19 protein-coding genes are annotated in these 16,741 nt (G+C 66.3%); 7 read left to right on the top strand and 12 right to left on the bottom strand.

Annotated features, from left to right (window positions below; translation table 11 throughout):
* Nucleotides 1-2 precede the first annotated feature (2 nt).
* On the top strand, nucleotides 3-1,697 hold the full coding sequence (locus ACW177_RS05570) for an alkaline phosphatase D family protein (protein WP_492027625.1): 1,695 nt from the start codon (nucleotides 3-5) through the stop codon (nucleotides 1,695-1,697).
* Here the strand turns inward: ACW177_RS05570 and ACW177_RS05565 are convergent.
* The 6 genes from ACW177_RS05565 to ACW177_RS05540 are packed head-to-tail and all read right to left on the bottom strand — an operon-like array spanning nucleotide 1,681 to nucleotide 6,926.
* A complete protein-coding gene (locus ACW177_RS05565; RefSeq protein ID WP_492027624.1) occupies nucleotides 1,681-2,925 on the bottom strand; it encodes an MFS transporter in 1,245 nt (414 codons plus the stop codon). The genes ACW177_RS05570 and ACW177_RS05565 overlap by 17 nt on opposite strands.
* A gap of 10 nt (nucleotides 2,926-2,935) precedes the next feature.
* The gene (gene dxs / locus ACW177_RS05560) at nucleotides 2,936-4,849 is read right to left on the bottom strand and encodes a 1-deoxy-D-xylulose-5-phosphate synthase (protein ID WP_492028088.1); all 1,914 of its coding nucleotides are present in this window, start codon (nucleotides 4,847-4,849) and stop codon (nucleotides 2,936-2,938) included.
* Nucleotides 4,850-4,906: 57 nt separating this feature from the next.
* Nucleotides 4,907-5,782: a polyprenyl synthetase family protein gene (locus tag ACW177_RS05555; RefSeq protein ID WP_492028087.1), complete on the bottom strand. Its 876-nt coding sequence runs from the start codon at nucleotides 5,780-5,782 to the stop codon at nucleotides 4,907-4,909.
* A gap of 35 nt (nucleotides 5,783-5,817) precedes the next feature.
* A complete protein-coding gene (locus ACW177_RS05550) occupies nucleotides 5,818-5,967 on the bottom strand; it encodes a hypothetical protein (protein WP_492027623.1) in 150 nt (49 codons plus the stop codon).
* Nucleotides 5,964-6,215, bottom strand: a complete 252-nt coding sequence (locus ACW177_RS05545; protein ID WP_008260204.1) for an exodeoxyribonuclease VII small subunit — start codon at nucleotides 6,213-6,215, stop codon at nucleotides 5,964-5,966. The genes ACW177_RS05550 and ACW177_RS05545 overlap by 4 nt, the downstream gene beginning before the upstream one ends.
* Nucleotides 6,216-6,263: 48 nt before the next feature.
* A complete protein-coding gene (locus tag ACW177_RS05540) occupies nucleotides 6,264-6,926 on the bottom strand; it encodes a histidine phosphatase family protein (RefSeq protein ID WP_492028086.1) in 663 nt (220 codons plus the stop codon).
* A 197-nt stretch (nucleotides 6,927-7,123) separates the two neighbouring features.
* Between ACW177_RS05540 and ACW177_RS05535 the strand changes: the two genes are divergently transcribed.
* From ACW177_RS05535 to ACW177_RS05515, 5 genes are all read left to right on the top strand, one after another.
* On the top strand, nucleotides 7,124-7,651 hold the full coding sequence (locus ACW177_RS05535; protein WP_492027622.1) for a GNAT family N-acetyltransferase: 528 nt from the start codon (nucleotides 7,124-7,126) through the stop codon (nucleotides 7,649-7,651).
* A 14-nt stretch (nucleotides 7,652-7,665) separates the two neighbouring features.
* Nucleotides 7,666-7,950 (top strand): nucleotidyltransferase family protein, encoded by a 285-nt coding sequence (locus tag ACW177_RS05530; protein WP_492027621.1) that lies wholly within the window; start codon nucleotides 7,666-7,668, stop codon nucleotides 7,948-7,950.
* Nucleotides 7,943-8,281 (top strand): HepT-like ribonuclease domain-containing protein, encoded by a 339-nt coding sequence (locus tag ACW177_RS05525; RefSeq protein ID WP_492027620.1) that lies wholly within the window; start codon nucleotides 7,943-7,945, stop codon nucleotides 8,279-8,281. The genes ACW177_RS05530 and ACW177_RS05525 overlap by 8 nt, the downstream gene beginning before the upstream one ends.
* On the top strand, nucleotides 8,281-9,459 hold the full coding sequence (locus ACW177_RS05520; protein ID WP_492027619.1) for a vWA domain-containing protein: 1,179 nt from the start codon (nucleotides 8,281-8,283) through the stop codon (nucleotides 9,457-9,459). Before ACW177_RS05525 ends, ACW177_RS05520 begins: the two co-directional genes overlap by 1 nt.
* 63 nt (nucleotides 9,460-9,522) lie before the next feature.
* On the top strand, nucleotides 9,523-10,011 hold the full coding sequence (locus ACW177_RS05515) for a hypothetical protein (RefSeq protein WP_492027618.1): 489 nt from the start codon (nucleotides 9,523-9,525) through the stop codon (nucleotides 10,009-10,011).
* 60 nt (nucleotides 10,012-10,071) lie between these two features.
* Here the strand turns inward: ACW177_RS05515 and ACW177_RS05510 are convergent, their stop codons facing one another.
* The 5 genes from ACW177_RS05510 to ACW177_RS05490 form a co-directional block, all read right to left on the bottom strand.
* Nucleotides 10,072-10,254 (bottom strand): CsbD family protein, encoded by a 183-nt coding sequence (locus ACW177_RS05510; protein ID WP_492027617.1) that lies wholly within the window; start codon nucleotides 10,252-10,254, stop codon nucleotides 10,072-10,074.
* 85 nt (nucleotides 10,255-10,339) lie between these two features.
* Nucleotides 10,340-10,783 carry an NUDIX domain-containing protein gene (locus ACW177_RS05505; protein ID WP_492027616.1) on the bottom strand — a complete coding sequence of 148 codons (444 nt, stop codon included), beginning with the start codon at nucleotides 10,781-10,783 and terminating at the stop codon, nucleotides 10,340-10,342.
* A 15-nt stretch (nucleotides 10,784-10,798) separates the two neighbouring features.
* A complete protein-coding gene (locus ACW177_RS05500) occupies nucleotides 10,799-11,839 on the bottom strand; it encodes a sensor histidine kinase (RefSeq protein ID WP_492027615.1) in 1,041 nt (346 codons plus the stop codon).
* Nucleotides 11,836-12,237 (bottom strand): response regulator, encoded by a 402-nt coding sequence (locus ACW177_RS05495; protein WP_492028085.1) that lies wholly within the window; start codon nucleotides 12,235-12,237, stop codon nucleotides 11,836-11,838. The genes ACW177_RS05500 and ACW177_RS05495 overlap by 4 nt, the downstream gene beginning before the upstream one ends.
* Before the next feature lie 20 nt (nucleotides 12,238-12,257).
* Entirely contained in the window at nucleotides 12,258-13,784 is a 1,527-nt protein-coding gene (locus ACW177_RS05490) for a sensor histidine kinase (RefSeq protein ID WP_492027614.1), read from the bottom strand.
* 133 nt (nucleotides 13,785-13,917) lie between these two features.
* Between ACW177_RS05490 and ACW177_RS05485 the strand changes: the two genes are divergently transcribed.
* On the top strand, nucleotides 13,918-14,634 hold the full coding sequence (locus ACW177_RS05485) for a hypothetical protein (protein ID WP_492027613.1): 717 nt from the start codon (nucleotides 13,918-13,920) through the stop codon (nucleotides 14,632-14,634).
* 16 nt (nucleotides 14,635-14,650) lie between these two features.
* Here ACW177_RS05485 and flhA read toward each other — a convergent pair whose 3' ends face one another.
* Nucleotides 14,651-16,741: a flagellar biosynthesis protein FlhA gene (flhA, locus tag ACW177_RS05480; RefSeq protein ID WP_492028084.1), complete on the bottom strand. Its 2,091-nt coding sequence runs from the start codon at nucleotides 16,739-16,741 to the stop codon at nucleotides 14,651-14,653.

The following is a 16,741-nucleotide window of genomic DNA, read 5'->3' as shown; positions in this document are numbered from 1 at the left end:
CGATGAATCTGGATCGCCGCAGTCTTCTGGGTCTGCTGGGCGCGGGGGCGGCGACGCCCGCCGTCGCCCAGGCCGCCCATGCCGGTAAGGTCGCCTTCCTTCACGGGGTGGCCAGCGGCGATCCGGATCAGCATTCGGCCATCTTCTGGACGCGCGTCACCCCGGCCGATCCGTCGGTCGGGGAGATTGCAGTGGTTCTGGAAGTGGCCCACGACGCCGGCTTCACCGACATGGTGCGCCGTCCCGCCGACCTGACCGCCAGCGCCGAGCGTGACTTCACCGTCAAGCACGACCTGCACGGACGCGGCCTGGAGCCGGGTCGTGAGTATTTCTATCGCTTCATCGCCAATGGGGTGACCTCGCCGGTCGGGCGGGTCCGCACCCTGCCCCACGGCCACACGCCCGACGTGGCTCTGGCCGTGGTGTCCTGCCAGCTTTATCCCGGCGGCCTGTTCAACGCCTATGAGGCGATCTCGCAGCTGGAGCGGTTGGATGCGGTCGTCCACCTGGGCGACTACATCTACGAATATGGCGCCGCGCCGAATGACTACGGCATGGCGACGGGCGCGCCGTTGAACCGGGCGCCGCAGCCGCCCCACGAGATCGTCAGCCTAGCCGACTATCGGACGCGCCACGCCCAGTGCAAGACTGACCCCGATCTGCAAGCCGCCCACGCCCGCGCCGCCTTCATCTGCGTGTGGGACGACCACGAGGTCGCCAACGACACCTGGATGATGGGCGCCGAAAACCATCAGCCGGCGACCGAGGGCGACTTTGCGACGCGCAAGGCGGCCGCTCTGCGTGCCTATTACGAATGGATGCCGATCCGCGAGGCCAAGGCCGGCGGCATGAAGGAGGCGATCAACCGCAGCTTCCACTTCGGCGACCTGGCCAGCCTGCATATGGTCGAGACCCGGCTGCTGGCCCGCAACGAGCAGATGGATTTCGCCAATCTCCCCAAGACCGCCGACGGCCGTCCCGACCTCGCCGCCTTCGAGGCCCAACGTCAGGAGCCTTCGCGCGATCTGTTGGGCGACAGCCAACGCCGCTGGCTGGGGGATGCGATGGCTCAGTCCAAGGCCGCCGGTCGCCCGTGGCAGATCCTGGGCAACCAGGTCGTCATGGCGCGGGTCAAGGGACCGAACATCGAACAGATGCTGCCCCCGGCCCAGGTGGCCCAGATGGTCGCCGGCTTGCCGGCCGACATCCGCCCCCAGGTCGAGGCCGCGATCCAGCTGTTCAAACTGGGCCTGCCGTTCAATCTGGACAGCTGGGACGGCTATCCGGCCGGCCGCGAGCGCCTGTACGAAACGATGAAACAGGCCGGGGTCGAGCCCATCGTCCTGGCCGGCGACAGCCACGCCTTCTGGGTCAACGAACTGTACGACAACGGCGGCCAGCGCCGGGCGGTCGAGTTCGGAACCTCGTCCATCTCCAGCCCCTCGCCGGGCGACCACGTCGGCGGCCTGCCGCTGGGCCTGGCGCTGGAAGCCGCCAACCCCGAGGTCAAATTCTGCGATCAGTCGGCCAAGGGCTATGTTCTGCTGACCTTGAACCGGGATCAGGCGGTCGGCGAGCTGCGCGCCGTCTCGACCATCCTGGCCAAGCCATATGAGAACAAGACCGTGAAAACCTATCGGCTGGCGCGGACCGACGCCGGTCTGGGTCCGTTGGAAGACGTCACCGCACCCGCCTGATCGAGGCCACCGCCAGGGTCGCCCCGCCGAAACAGGCGGTGGCGGCCAGGAACAGGCTGCGGAAGTCCAGACCCAGGGTCTCCAGCAGGACCAGGGCGATCAGGGGCGCAATCGCCTGGGGCAGGGTCACGGCCAGATTGATCAGGCCCAGGTCCTTGCCCCGGTCCTCGACCGACGGCAGGACATCGGTCATCAGGGCGATATCGATGGCGCCATAGCAGCCCTGGCCCACGCCATAGAGGGCGAAGGCGACGACGACGGCGGTCCAGTCCTGAGTGGTCGCCATGACCGCCGCCGCAATGGCCAGCAGCACCCCTCCGGTGATGGCGAGCGGCTTGCGCCGCGTGATCCGCGAGCCGCCCATGGCGACAATGGTGCTGACCCCGACCACCCCGACCACGGCGATGGCGGTCAGCAGCGAGTGGCCGGCTTCGGCCGAGCGTCCGGGGAAGAGGCGCGGAAAGCCGATGGCGTCGGCGATGTAGAAGAGCAGATAGAAGGCCACCAGCGAATAGCCGGTGACGACCAGGAACCGATACGACCAGGCCAGGGTGAAGTCGCGAACGGCGAAGGGCGCCATCAGGCTGGAGAGCGAAAACCCCGACAGGGGCGCCCGCCCCCGGTCGGCTGGCACGGGATCCTCGCGCGACAGCAAGGCGAAGGGGATGGTCGCGACCAGAACGACGGCGGCCAGGGTCGCGAACCGCGCCACCTCGCCCTGCGGCCCCCAGGCCATGACGACCGAGCCAATCATGGCGGCCAGCGGATAGCCCATGCCCATGACGGCCGACATGGCGCTGCGCCGGTTTTCGGGCACTCGATCCGCGAACAGGGCGATCAGCGGGGCCAGCAGGATGTTGAAGGTCAGCTGGAAACAGACCAGGCCCAATATCAGACCTAGCGGGGTAGAGGACTGTTGTATGACGACGTAGCTGCCCACCGTCAGGACGGCCCCGATCACGATCCAGGGGCGCCGCCGGCCGTGCCGCGACCGGGTCCGGTCGCTGAGGGCGCCGCCGATGATATTGCCGATCCCGGCCGCCATACAGCCCCAAAACAAGGCCTGACTAAGTAGCGCGCCCTTGGTTTCCCCGTCGATCAGGCCGGCGTGCAGGGGCGCGAGCACCTGAAGCAGCGGCGCCACCCCGATGAAGGCGCCGATATAGGCGACGGCGTAACCGATCAGGAAGGCCGACCCGACCGGCCGGGGAGACGCGCCGGCGGTCATGCTGCGGGTCTCAGGCCCTGGCGGCCCGCGCCGTCTCGACACCCAGAGCGCGCAGGGCGGCGGCGGCGATATGGTCTGCGTTGAGCCCGGCCTGGGCGTACATGGCGGCGGGCGCGTCCTGATCCTGGAAGACGTCGGGCAGGTTCAGGGTGCGGACCTTCAGGCCGCGATCCAACGCGCCTTTCTCAGCGAGCAGTTGCAGGACGAAGGCGCCGAAGCCGCCCATGGCCCCCTCCTCCACCGTGATCAGGGCCTCGTGCTCGCGCGCCAGACGCAGGATCATGTCAGCGTCCAGCGGCTTGGCGAAGCGGGCGTCGGCGACGGTGGCGGACACGCCCCGCGCGGCCAGCAGATCGGCGGCCTTCAGCGACTCCTGCAAGCGCGTGCCCAGGGACAGAATGGCGACGGACGTGCCCTCGCGCACGATCCGGCCGCGACCGATCTCGAACGGGGCGGCCAGTTCCGGGATCTCGACGCCGACGCCGTCGCCGCGCGGATAGCGGAAGGCGCTGGGGCGGTCGTCTATGGCCAGGCTGGTGGAAATCATGCCCGCCAGCTCGGCCTCGTCCGCGGCTGCCATCAGCACCATGCCGGGCAAGGCGCCCATGAAGCCGATGTCGAACGACCCGGCGTGCGTCGCCCCGTCGGCGCCGACCAGACCGGCCCGGTCCATGGCGAACCGCACCGGCAGCGACTGGATCGCCACGTCGTGAACCACCTGGTCATAGCCGCGCTGGAGGAAGGTGGAATAGATGGCGCAGATCGGCTTCATCCCGTCCGCAGCCAGACCGGCGGCGAAGGTGACGGCGTGCTGTTCGGCGATGCCGACGTCATAGGTCCGCTCGGGGAAGGCCTGGCCGAACAGGTCCAGACCGGTGCCCGACGGCATGGCGGCGGTAATGGCCACGATCGAGGGGTCGATCTTGGCGTGTTTGATCAGTTCGGTCCCGAACACCTTGGTGTAGCTGGGGGCGTTCGAAACGGACTTGGCCTGTTTGCCCGAGACCACATCGAACTTGACCACGGCGTGCAGTTTGTCGGCGCTGCTCTCGGCCGGAGCGTAGCCCTTGCCCTTTTGCGTGACGACATGGACCAGAACCGGCCGGTCCTCAATGGCCGCCGCCTTCTTCAGGATGGGGACCAGGTTTTCCATGTCATGCCCGTCGATGGGGCCGACGTAGTAGAAGCCCAGTTCCTCGAACAGGGTGCCGCCGGTGACCATGCCGCGGGCGTATTCCTCGGCCTTCTTGGCGGCGTTGCGGAAGGGGCGCGGCAGATGCTGGGCGACCGAACGGCCCAGGCGGCGGACGTTCTGATAGGCGCCGCCGGACACAAGACCGGCCAAATAGGCGCTCATCCCCCCGACCGGCGGGGCGATGGACATGTCGTTGTCGTTCAGGATGACCATCAGCTGACCATTGGTCGCCTCGGCCGCGTTGTTCATCGCCTCATAGGCCATGCCCGCGGACATGGAGCCGTCGCCGATGACGGCCACGACCTTGTTCTTCTCACCCTTCTGATCGCGCGCGGCGGCGAAGCCCAGAGCGGCGCTGATCGAGGTCGAGGCGTGGGCGGCGCCGAAGGGGTCGTATTCGCTCTCGCTGCGCTTGGTGAAGCCGGACAGGCCGCCGGGCTGGCGCAGGGTGCGGATCCGGTCGCGACGGCCGGTCAGGATCTTGTGCGGATAGCACTGGTGGCCGACGTCCCAGATCAGGATGTCCTTGGGCGTCTCGAACACATGGTGCAGCGCCGTGGTCAGTTCGACCACGCCCAGGCCGGCGCCCAGGTGGCCGCCCGTGACCGAGACGGCGTCGATGGTCTCGGCCCGCACTTCTTGCGCCAACTGCTTCAGCTGGGCGATGTCGAAGCCCCGCATGTCGGCAGGAAACTTGACGGTGTCGAGAAGCGGGGTGTCGGGCATCAGCCGGGAAAACCTTGAAAGTCTAATCGATCAACCCCTGAGGGAGATCGACGTTTCGTATCAGGACCGGCGCTTTAGCACAAAGTCCACGCTCGCCTTGAGGATTTCCGCCTCGTGACCGAAGGGCTCAAGATGGGCACGGGCCTGGTCGGAAAGATGCGCGACCCTCTGTCGCGCGGCGTCGAGGCCTAGCAGGGTGACGAAATTGGTCTTGCCCAAAGCCGCATCCTTGCCGCCGGCGGCCTTGCCCATTTCCTCGGGCGAACCTTCCGCATCCAGAAGATCATCAACGATCTGATAGGCCAGGCCGACGTCGTGGGCGAAGCTGATCAGGGCGTGCTGATGCTGGGCCGAGGCCTCGGCGATGATCAGCGGAATCTCGAAAGCGTAGGCGAACAGGGCGCCGGTCTTCAGCCGCTGCATCCGGGCGACCCCGCCCAGGTCGTCGCGCACGCCCAGCAAATCGATCATCTGGCCGCCGGCCATACCCCGCGCGCCCGAGGCCATAGACAGCCGCGCCGCCAGCTCGCAACGAACCGCCGCGTCGTCGTGGGTGTCCTCGTGCAGGATGATGTCGAAGGCCGCCGTCTGAAGCGCATCGCCGGCCAGAACCGCCGTGGCTTCGTCATAGGCGCGGTGGACGGTCGGGCGACCGCGCCGCATGTCGTCGTCGTCCATACAGGGCAGGTCGTCGTGGACCAGGCTGTAGGCGTGGACGCATTCCAGGGCGCAGGCGGCGCGCAGCACCGACCGCTCGTCGATGTCGAACAGCCGCGCGGCCTCCAGCGCGAAGAAGGGTCGCAGCCGTTTGCCGGGGCCCAGCGCCGCATAACGCATGGCCTCGGTCAGGCGGGCTTCGGGCCCCTCGGCGCGGGGCAGTAGTTCGTCGAGCGCCACGGTCACCAGATCGGCGACCTCGGCGACCCGGTCGATCACCGCCTGCTCGGGCGAATTGGCGGCCAGGATATGGTTCAAAACAGACGCCCGCCCAGCGGCAGGTCGCGAGCCTCGCCGACCACCCACAACCCGCCGTCCGCGTCGGGGAAGGCTTCAGCCGTGACGATCCGGCCGACGGTGCTGTCGATGTTCATGACGTCGTCGAAGGTGATGGTCTGCGTCATTCGAACGACGCCGCCTCGACGCCCTTGGCCTGGCCGTCGGGGCCGACCACAATCTTTTCGACGCGCAGTTGCGCCGCCTTCAGACGGGCCTCGCAATGGGCCTTCAGCTTGGCGCCCTCCTCGTACAGGGCGATGGATTCCTCCAGCGGCGCCTGGCCCGATTCCAGGCGCGAGACGATGGTCTCCAGGCGCTGCAGGGCGTCTTCGAAGCTGAGGTCGGCGGGGATGGCGGCGGCGGTATCGGTCATGGCGCGGACCCTAGAGGGGGTCGAAGCCTGCATCAACGGTGGATGCGGCTATCGCTTCTCGTAGCGGCGCTGGGACCAGTATTTGAAGCCCTGATTATGCACCAGTTTCCAGCCGTCGGCCTTCAGCCGCGCGCCGACCATGTGATTGAAATAGCCGTGGGCGAAGACCAGCACGTCCTGGCCGGTTTCGGCGCGGGCGATCAGTTTGCGCGCGGCCTGTTCGGCGCGGACCTCGGCCTGGGCGCGGGTTTCCTGGCCGCCGTGGTGATCGAAGGCGTGCCACCAGAAGCGCGACACCACGCCCCACCATTTCGGCGACAGCTTGATCCAGTCGGGGATCGGCGGCGGCGGCAGGGGCGCTTCGATGAACAGGACGTCCGACATCACCTCGCGCCCCGCAGCGACGGCGGCGGCGGTTTCCTGGGCCCGCTGACGGGTCGAAGCGTAGATGGCGCCGGCGCCCTGGGCCGTGGCCACCAGTTCCGGCGGCGGGGTCTGGCCGGCCAGCAGGCCGCCGATCTCGTATTTCGCCCACCAGTCGCCGTACTGACGCGCGGTGATCAGGCATTTGCGCGATAGAGCCGGCTCGCCGTGGCGCGTCAGGGTGATGGCGCCCGGCCGCACGCCGACCAAGGCGCGTGCCGCAGACCCGCCGGCCGGCTGGGCGGCAGAGTCTTCGGTCGAATCGAGGGATAGGGCGGGGGATGACATGGCGATCGGACGGGCCTTAAGTTTCAAGGCGTTGTACGTCCTATTCCTCCCCGAGCGCGGCGACATGTGCGACCGACGAGCGGCCTAGTCCTTCAAGGTCGTAACCGCCCTCGAGCGCGGACACAACCTTGCCCGAACATGTCTGCGCGCCGCCTGTCGGCGGTGACGCGCGCCTCGCCCCATTGTAGAGCCGGATCATGACCGAGACTCTGATCCGCCCTGCCCGCCTCGAAGACGCCGAAGCCCTGGGCGCCCTGGGTCGCCGGACCTTCATCGACACCTTCGTGACCGGTTTCGGCATCCCCTATCCAGAGATGGACCTTAAGGCCTTCCTGGACGCCAGCTTCGACCCCGAGCCGACGCGAAAGAAGCTGGCCGAACCGGGCTGCGCCTGGTGGGTGGCCGAGCGGGACGGCGAACTGCTGGCCTTCGCCAACGCGGGTCCCAACGGTCTGCCCCATCCCGAGGCCAGAGCGGAGCATATGGAGCTGCGGCGTCTGTATGTGTCGAAGGCCGCGCAGGGTCTGGGGCTGGGCACGAAACTGCTGACCCTGTCGCTGGACTGGATGGAGGCCCACACCCTGGGCCCGCTGTGGATCGGCGTCTGGAGCGGCAACGAAAAGGCCCAGCGCCTGTACGCCGCCTATGGGTTCGAGAAGGCGGGGGAGTACGAATACCCGGTCGGCGCCTGGCGCGACCACGAGTTCATCTTGCGGCGCGGATAGACTATGGTGCGGGCATGACCCGCGCCGAACTGCTGGAAAAGCTGCGCGACCTGAAGCCCTGGCTCGAGGAGCAGGGCATCGTCAACGTGCGCCTGTTCGGCAGCTACGCTCGGGACGAGGCGGGGCCGAACAGCGACGTGGACCTGCTGGTGGATACTTCCAAGCCCATGGGCATCGAGTTTCTGACAACAGAACGCCTGCTGGCGGAAAGACTGGAGACGCCGGTCGAGTTCTGTTCCTGGGAAGTCATGCGGCCCTATGTCAGGACGAAGGTCGAGAAAGACCTGATCCTTGTCTGACGAAGCCGACGCGAACCTCATCGCGGAGATCCTGGACGCCGCCGGTCGTGTAAAATTCTACATCGCATCTGAAGGCCGGGAGGGCTTCATGCGTCAGACGCTGGTTTACGACGCCGTCTGCATGAACTTGTTGCGGACGGGAGAATGCGCACGTTTCCTGAGCGACGGCATAAAGACTCGCCTGCCAGACATTCCGTGGCCCGACATCGTCAATCTGCGGAATCGTGTGGCGCACAGCTATGAGACGCTGAAGCCGGACGTTCTATGGCTGATCGCCAGCGTAAGCCTGCCAGAACTGGACCAGGCGCTCCGCAGCCTGGGCGACATTTAATGCTCCTGCCCTTCTTCACCGCCCTGCGCGACGCCAAGGTTCCGGTGTCGATGAAGGAATGGCTCCATCTGATGGAGGCGATGGATCGCGATCTGGCCGGGCGTGAGATCGAGGCCTTTTATCATCTTTCGCGCGCGGTGCTGGTCAAGGACGAGAAACACTATGACCGGTTCGACCAGGTGTTCGGGACCGTGTTCAAGGGCGTGGAATCGGTCGGCGCGGGCGAGGATCTGACCACCGAAATCCCCGAGGACTGGCTGCGGCTGCTGACCGAAAAATATCTGACCGACGAGGAGAAGGCGCAGATCGAGACGCTGGGCGGCTTCAACAAGCTGATGGAGACGCTGAAACAGCGGCTGGAGGAGCAGAAGGAACGCCATTCCGGCGGATCGAAATGGATCGGCACGGGCGGGACCAGCCCCTTCGGTCACGGCGGCTATAATCCCGAGGGCGTCCGTATCGGGGGGCCGGGTCAGCATGGCCGGGCGGTCAAGGTGTGGGAGAAACGCGAGTTCCGGAACCTGGACGACACGGTCGAGCTGGGCACCCGCAACATCAAGGTGGCCCTGCGTCGCCTGCGCCGCTTCGCACGCGAAGGGGCGGCCGAAGAACTGGACATCGACGGCACCATCGACGGCACGGCGCGCCAGGGCTGGCTGGACATCCAGATGCGGCCCGAGCGGCGCAACACGATCAAGGTCCTGCTGTTCCTCGACATCGGCGGCTCGATGGACGGCCATATCAAGCTGGTGGAGGAGTTGTTCTCGGCGGCCCGGACCGAGTTCAAGAACCTGGAGTTCTTCTACTTCCACAACTGCCTGTACGAAGGTGTCTGGAAGGACAACCGGCGGCGTCACACCGAGCGGATCGCGACCTGGGATCTGTTGAACAAATATCCCGGCGACTGGCGCGCCATCTTCGTCGGCGATGCGACCATGTCGCCCTATGAGATCACCATGCCGGGCGGTTCGGTCGAACACTGGAACGAAGAGGCCGGGGCGATCTGGATGCAACGCGCCCGGCGGCAGTGGGAAAAGTCCGTGTGGCTGAACCCGGTGCAGGAGCGGTATTGGAACTATACCGCTTCCGTCGGCCTGCTGCGCGAGGTGATGGACGACCGAATGTTCCCCCTGACGCTGGAAGGGCTCGACAAGGCGATGCGGGCGCTGACAAGGTAGGGTTCGCGTCCGGGGCGAAACGCTCCGTGGATAGTGCCCGCGGATAGTGAAAAGGCCTGAGACATGCTCGCCGCCTTCGCCCTGCTTCTTCTGGCCCAACAGGCCGCCCCGGCTGTGGTCTGGGAGGCGCCGCCCGTCGCCGAAGCCCCGCCGCCACGCCCTGCCCACAATGTCCCGGAATGGGGCCTCGCCGATCCCTTCGGTTATGAGCGGGCGCGGTGCAGCCCGCAGCTGCGGGGCGAACGGTCGCTGGAGGTGTGTCAGGCCGAGGTGCGGGCCCAGCTCGCCCTGGCCCTGGGCCCTGATCTGCCCGACGCCCTGCGTCCGGCAGGCATGGCGGGCGAGTGTCAGATGACCCAGGCGGCCGAGCCCGGCGGCTCGCCTTACGGACTGCAATGCGGCCCCCAGTCGCGCGCGCCGACAGATTCGCCTCTGCCCAAGGAGATGGATTGCCGCCCCCGGCCCGAACGCGGCGGCTTCAGCTCGGAATGCCGCCCGGTCGGGGCGACGGAGGAAAAAGGGTTGAAGCTGAAGTTGTGGGGCGACGACTGACCAAACGAAAACGCCGCCCGCTTTCGCGGACGGCGTCTGACGTATCAGGATCTTGTCGCGTCAGTTGCGATTGTCGCGGACGGTGTCCTTCACCCCGCCGACGGCGTTCTGGACCTTGCCTTCGACCTGATCGGCCTTGCCTTCGGCCTGCAATTTGGAATCGCCGGTCATCTTGCCCGCGCCTTCCTTGATTTTGCCGCCCATATTCTTGGCGGAGCCTTCGATACGGTCATGATCAGCCATGGGAACTCTCCTTTGCGAGCGGCGCTGCCATAGCGCCGTGACGTGCAGGAAGAACGGGATGGCCGAGAGGCTTGTTCCGTAAGGCTCAGCTTGCGCGGCGCAGCCAGACCGCGACAGCCCACGCGTGGGCGTCATGGCGCAGGCGCGACAGGGCCACGTTCGGCTCCAGCCAGACCAGGGTGTGATCGTCTTCGCATTTGGCGTCCGGGTTCTCGGCCACGACCGATGCGGTCCAGAAGCCGCCGACATTGTAGAGCGGCTCGCCATTGCTCTTCAGATGATACTGGCCCGCCTCGGCGATGCGGTTCAGGGGCGTCACCGAAAGGCCCGTCTCCTCGACAAACTCGCGCACCAGGGCCTCGACCTCGGTCTCCTCGCCGTCCACCGCCCCGCCGGGCAGGTCGAAATAGGCGCCGGCCGGTCGTTCGACCCGGACGCAGGCGATCAGGCCGTCACGCTCCACCACGCCGAAGGCCGTGGCGCGGTGGCGATAGTCGAGAGCGGGATTACGAAGACCGAACTGGAGCATGGCGAATGTCCGACCTCAGAGGTCGAAGGCCAGCCTGGCGCGCACGCCCTTGTGGGCCGAGTCGAACTCGACGGCCGAGCGCAGGCCCGAGGCCATGGCCGAGATGATCTTGCCCCCCAGGCCGGTGCCCTTGGGCGTGCCGTCGCCCAGACCGGGACCGTCGTCCTCTACGGTCAGTATGGCGCGATGTTCGCCGTCGGGCTTCAGGCTGATGCGGATCTCGCCGCCCTGCCCCGGCTGATAGGCGTATTTGACCGCATTGGTGACCAGCTCGGCGACGACGACGCCCAGGGACACGGCCTGGTCGGTCGTGACCCACATGGGGGCGGCGTCCACGACCAGACGGGGCGAGCCTTCGCCTGGGCCGAGCGACTTGGACAGCTCGTCCATCAGGCCTTCCAGATAGTCGTCCATAGCCACCCGGCTCATGTCCCCCGAGTTGTAGAGACGGCGATGGACGTGAGCCACGGCCTCGATCCGGGCCTGGCATTCGCGCAGGGCTTCGCGGGCGCGGTCGTCGTCGATGTGCCGCATCTGCAAGGACATGAAGCTGGACACCAGTTGCAACGAGTTGCCGACGCGGTGATTGACCTCGCGCAGCATGGCCTCGGCGCGGTCGCGGGCCAGGCGGATTTCCTCCTGCGCGATCTCGTTCTCACGCTCCAGACGGCGGCGCAGCAGGGCGTCATCCAGCGCGGACCGCAGCAGGGAGGTGAAGTCCTCGGACACGTCCTTGATCACATAGTCGGCAGCGCCGGCCCGCAGGGCGGCGACGGCGATCCGGCCGTCCTGGGCGCCGGTCACATAGACAATGGGCGGCGGCGCGGTCAGCGCCAGGATGTCCGGCAAGACGTCCAGCCCGTCGCGCGTCGGCATGTAATGGTCCAGGGCGCAGACGTCGTATTCATTGGCCGCGAGCAGCACCAGGCCCGCGTCCCCGTCAGGGGCGCAGGTCACGGCGTAACCGTGACGGCCCAACTCCTTCTCGACCAAGCGCGACAAGCCGCGATCATCGTCGATGTAGAGCAGGCGGATGGCGCCCGAGGTTTCGATCACTCGATCTCCGGCGCCTGCATCACGGACAAGAACAGGCCCAGCTGGCGGATTGCGCCGGCGAAGGACTCATAGTCGACAGGCTTGGTGATATAGACGTTGCAGCCCAGATCGTAGCAGCGCTGGATTTCGACCTTGTCGTCGGTGGTGGTCAGGACGACCACGGGGGCGCGCTTCAACCGATCGTCGGACTTCACCCGTTCCAGAATGTCCGTTCCCGACATGTCCGGCAGATTGAGGTCCAGCAGGATCAGCAGCGGGCCGTTGGCCAGTATCTCGGGGCTGAACAGATAGTCGAGCGCCGCCCCGCCTTCATCGAAATGCTTGATCTCGTTGTTGATGTTGGCGCGGCGAATGTTTTTCTCGATCAGCTTGGCGTGACCGTGGTCGTCCTCGACCATGATGATTTTGACGGCTTGCGTCACAATACGCCTCCGGGTTCGGACAGGATCAGTCGTTTGGGGAATTTCAGCAAGAAAGTCGAGCCCTTGCCAAGCTCGGACTCCACATCGATCGTGCCGCCGATACGGCGCACGCTGTTGCGCACGAAGGCCAGGCCCAGGCCCTCGCCGGCGCGGTCCTGTTTGCCGGAGCGGCGGAACAGTTCGAAAATACGCTCATGGTCGCGCGGGGCGACGCCGCGGCCGTTGTCGGCGACCCGATAGACGACCCAGCCGCCGGCGACCTCCTCGCCGGAGACGACGATCTCGCCGGGACGGGTCGCATCCAGATATTTGACGGCGTTATCGATCAGATTGCCGAGGATCTGCTCCATCGAAAGACGGTCGCTGTCGACCGAGGGCAGGTCTTCTACGACGATCCGCGCGCCCGAAGCCTCGGTCTGGTGGTGGACGCTGTCGGCGATGTTCTGGGCCATGGCGGTCATGTCCAGGGTCTCGGGCAGCAGGTTCCGCCGTCCCTCGCGCGACAGTTTCAGAATGGCGTTGATCAGCCGGTCCATCTTTTCAGTCGAGGCGCGGATGAAGCCGATAGCCTCGGGCATGTCCTCGCGAACCGCCATGACGACGTCCTGCGCCACGGGCCGTTCCGTCTCCGCCTCGGCGATGGCCTTGTCGATGATCTTTCCGGCCTGCTCCAGTTCGGAGGTGTAGCCCATCACATTGACCAGGGGCGCGCGCAGGTCGTGGCTGACGATATAGGCGAAGCGCTGGATCTCGTCGTTGGCGCGCGTCAGGGCGGCCGTGCGGTCCCGCACCGTGTCTTCCAGCCCCGCGTTCAGGGCGTCCAGCTCTTCACGGGCCCGCTGAATTTCGGCGACATAGCGACGAACGACCCAGGCCGACAGCAGCGCCAGAACCACGACCAACAGCCCCGCGATGGCGTTCATCGCCACGGTCAGGACGCCAAGCCGCTCTGACGTTCGCGTGCGCTCGGCGATGCGGCTCGACTTCAGGGTGTCGAACGCATCGATCGTCGCCCGCAGTTCATCCATATAGCGTTTGCCCTGTCCGGATCGCACCAACTGGATCGACTGGCCGATGCGGCCGGCTCGGGTCAGGGTCAAAGTCCTGTCCATCTCGCCGAGCTTGGCGTCGGCGAGGGCATGAATGCGCGTCACATAAGGCTGAAGCGATGGGTCCTTGGCAGCGCCTTCGTCCAATAGCGTCAACGCGGGGCCCAGTTCGCCACGCGCCGCCTCAAACGGCTCCAGAAAATCGCTTCGGCCCGTCAGAAGAAAGCCCCGTTGGGCCGTTTCGGCGTTCAGCATGGCGATCAGGGTAGTGCGTGACGCCCGGCGCATCTGTTGTGCGTTTTCGATGGCGTCGTTGATCGTGGCCGTCCGCTGGATCATCACGAAGCTGGCGACATTGACCGTCAGCAGCAGAACGAACGCCAGGGTGAGGAGCGCGGCAATCGAGCGCACCAGCGACGGCGTCCGCACGAAGTCGCTGAAACGCGACCAGTTCTGGCTTGAACGAGGTGTCATGGCGCGGAGCATTAACGGCGTGACCACGCACGTCAAACGCCTGTCGCACGAAACCTGCGGGCGTTTGGCGACTTACGGTTAAGATGGTCGCCTTGGACACTGCGGGGGGCAGGTCGAACAAGGGGAGCAGACAATGATCTGGTGGTGGTGGTTTTTGCCGACGGCTGCGGCGCTGATCGGCTTTGTCGTGTTGATCCGGGGCCTGAGGGCGCTGTTTGGGGGCAAGCCCGTGCGGGGCGTGGCGGGCTCGCTGTTCGGGGGCGGCGCGCTGTGGGCGGCGTCGCTGGCGGCCCTGTTCGGCATGAACCTCCAGACCTACGAGCGGCTGACCTATGAGCGTCCGGTGGCGACCCTGGCTCTGCGCCAGATCGGGCCGCAGTATTACGAGATCAACCTGACGCAACCGACGCCGTACGGACAGACAGCCGACGCCGGCGCTCTGTATCCGGTGCACGGCGACGACTGGCGGATTGAGGCCCAGGTTCTGAAGTGGAAGCCGTGGGCCAATGTCATGGGGCTGGATTCGCAGTACCGGCTGGACCGGCTGTCCGGCCGATATCGCACCGTTGAACAGGAGTTGCACGGCGAGCGCAGCGCCTATGACCTCGCGGCGGCGGCGTCTAACGCCCGCAACGGCGCCGTGCCCTTCAAGGTCGAGGCCTGGGACGCGATCCGCAAGTACCGCCCCTATGTCGACGCGGCGGACACCCTGTATGGATCGGCGGCCTATATGCCGATGGCCGACGGCGCTCGATACGAGGTGTGGATCACCCAGTCGGGCCTGGTTGCGCGACCGATCAATGATGTGGCGCGCAACGCCTCGGCGGGCGGTTGGACGGTGGCGAATTGAGCCTCAGTCCTGGCCCTTAGACCTGGCCAAGGGTCCGCAGCTTGGCGCGGGGGTGAATCTCGTTCTGACTCATGACCACGGTCTGCCCCCGGAACCGCTCGATGATCGAACGGACATAGGGGCGGGTCTGCGGGCCGGTCAGCAGGACGGGATTCTCGCCGGACATGGCGATCCGTTCGAAGGTGTCGCGCACGGAGCGGATGAAGTCCTGCAGCCGTGACGGCGCCATGGCCAGTTGCTTCTCCTCGCCGCCGCCGATCAGGCTCTCGGCGAAGGCGGCTTCCCATTCGGGCGACAGGGTCACGATCGGCAGGGCGCCGTCGCCGCCCTGATGCTGCCAGCACAGTTGGCGGGCCAGCCGCGCACGGACATGTTCGACCAGGGTGGTGACGCTGGAGCTATGCGGAGCCGCCTCGGCCAGACCTTCCAGGATGGCGGGCAGGTCGCGGATCGAGACCTTTTCACGCAGCAGGGACTGGAGCACCCGCTGAAGTGTGGTGACGGTGACGACGCTGGGGATCAGTTCCTCGACCAGCTTTTTCTCTTCGACGCCCAGTTCCTTCAGCAGCTTCTGGGTCTCGCTGTAGGACAGCAGGTCCGCCATATTCTCCTTGAGGATCTCGGTCAGGTGGGTCGTCAGCACCGTCGAGGGATCAACCAGCGTATAGCCGTGGAAGGTGGCTTCTTCGCGCAGGTTCTCGTTGATCCAGGTGGCGGGCAGGCCGAAGGCCGGCTCGCGCATATGTTCGCCGGGCAGCTCGACCTGACGGCCCGAGGGGTCCATCGCCATCAGGTGGCCCAGACGCACCTCGCCCTGCCCCGCCTCCATCTCCTTGATACGAATGGCGTAGCCCTGGGTCGGCAGGCGCATATTGTCGAGGATGCGAACCTGGGGGATGACGAAGCCATATTCCTGCGCCAGCGAGCGGCGCAGGGCCTTGATCTGATCCGTCAGGCGCCGGCCCTCGAGATCATTGATCAGGCTGAGCAGGGAGTAGCCCAGCTCGATCTTCACCTCGTCGATGGTCAGGACGTTGCTGATCGGCTCCTCGACCTCCTCCTTGGGCTTGGCGGCGGCGGCGATCTCCGCCTCAGTCGGCTGGGGCTTCAGCCGGTTTCGACCAAGACGCCAGGCCATGAAGCCTGAACCAATCGCCAGGGCGGCGAATGGAATCAGCGGCATGCCGGGGATCAGGCCGATCAGGCCGGCCGCGCCCGACACCACGCCCAGCGAGACCGGGTTGGTGGCCAGCTGGGTCACCATGGCCTTGTCCGCCGTGCCCTCGACGCCCGCTTTGGACACCAGGAAGCCGGCGGCGATCGAGATGATGATGGCCGGCACCTGGGTGACCAGGCCGTCACCGATGGTCAGCTGGACATAGGTGTTGGCGGCCTCCATCGCCGGCATACCGTGCTGCAGCGTGCCGATCAGGACGCCGCCGATGGCGTTGATGAAGGTGATGATGAGGCCGGCGACGGCGTCGCCGCGAACGAATTTCGAGGCGCCGTCCATGGCGCCGAAGAAGGTTGATTCCTGTTCCAGCTCCTTGCGGCGCAACTTGGCCTGGTCTTCAGTGATCAGACCCGACGACAGGTCGGCGTCGATGGCCATCTGCTTGCCCGGCATGGAGTCCAGGGTGAAGCGGGCCGAGACTTCGGCGATCCGGGTCGAACCCTTGGTGATGACGACGAAGTTCACCACCAGGATGATGGCGAAGATGATCACCCCGATGATGAAATTCCCGCCCATCATCAACTGACCGAAGGCGTTGATGACCTGGCCGGCGCTGTCGTGGCCTTCCTGGCCGTGGGTCAGGATCAGGCGGGTCGAGGCCAGGTTCAGGCCCAGGCGAAACAGGGTCGAGACCAGCAGCACCGTCGGGAAGATGGCGAAGTCCAGCGGCCGCTTCATCATCACGGCCGTCATCAGGATCAGCACGGACGAGACCAGCGAGATCGCCAGCAGCAGGTCCAGAAGCATTTTCGGGACCGGCAGGATCAGCAGCATGATCACACCGATCACGCCAACCGCCATCAGCACTTCGCCGCGATTGACCCAGCTGAGAACGTCGCGCCCGGTGGGGCGCGCCATGCCGTCCTTCATCAT

It is taken from the genome of Brevundimonas sp. AVps23W, from assembly GCF_058681395.1.
Note: the sequence above shows the minus strand (reverse complement) of the source record. Positions and strands in the feature narration are given on the sequence as shown.

Bases quoted from the DNA above. Each gene is read 5' to 3' on its own strand.
- ACW177_RS05540 (WP_492028086.1), bottom strand. From the start codon at position 6,926: ATGTCATCCCCCGCCCTATCCCTCGATTCGACCGAAGACTCTGCCGCC.
- ACW177_RS05545 (WP_008260204.1), bottom strand. From the start codon at position 6,215: ATGACCGATACCGCCGCCGCCATCCCCGCCGACCTCAGCTTCGAAGAC.
- ACW177_RS05530 (WP_492027621.1), top strand. From the start codon at position 7,666: ATGACCCGCGCCGAACTGCTGGAAAAGCTGCGCGACCTGAAGCCCTGG.
- ACW177_RS05535 (WP_492027622.1), top strand. From the start codon at position 7,124: ATGACCGAGACTCTGATCCGCCCTGCCCGCCTCGAAGACGCCGAAGCC.
- ACW177_RS05515 (WP_492027618.1), top strand. From the start codon at position 9,523: ATGCTCGCCGCCTTCGCCCTGCTTCTTCTGGCCCAACAGGCCGCCCCG.
- ACW177_RS05495 (WP_492028085.1), bottom strand. From the start codon at position 12,237: ATGGTCGAGGACGACCACGGTCACGCCAAGCTGATCGAGAAAAACATT.
- ACW177_RS05520 (WP_492027619.1), top strand. From the start codon at position 8,281: ATGCTCCTGCCCTTCTTCACCGCCCTGCGCGACGCCAAGGTTCCGGTG.
- ACW177_RS05550 (WP_492027623.1), bottom strand. From the start codon at position 5,967: ATGACGCAGACCATCACCTTCGACGACGTCATGAACATCGACAGCACC.
- ACW177_RS05490 (WP_492027614.1), bottom strand. From the start codon at position 13,784: ATGACACCTCGTTCAAGCCAGAACTGGTCGCGTTTCAGCGACTTCGTG.
- ACW177_RS05565 (WP_492027624.1), bottom strand. From the start codon at position 2,925: ATGACCGCCGGCGCGTCTCCCCGGCCGGTCGGGTCGGCCTTCCTGATC.
- ACW177_RS05570 (WP_492027625.1), top strand. From the start codon at position 3: ATGAATCTGGATCGCCGCAGTCTTCTGGGTCTGCTGGGCGCGGGGGCG.
- flhA (WP_492028084.1), bottom strand. From the start codon at position 16,741: ATGATGAAGGACGGCATGGCGCGCCCCACCGGGCGCGACGTTCTCAGC.
- ACW177_RS05485 (WP_492027613.1), top strand. From the start codon at position 13,918: ATGATCTGGTGGTGGTGGTTTTTGCCGACGGCTGCGGCGCTGATCGGC.
- ACW177_RS05510 (WP_492027617.1), bottom strand. From the start codon at position 10,254: ATGGCTGATCATGACCGTATCGAAGGCTCCGCCAAGAATATGGGCGGC.
- ACW177_RS05505 (WP_492027616.1), bottom strand. From the start codon at position 10,783: ATGCTCCAGTTCGGTCTTCGTAATCCCGCTCTCGACTATCGCCACCGC.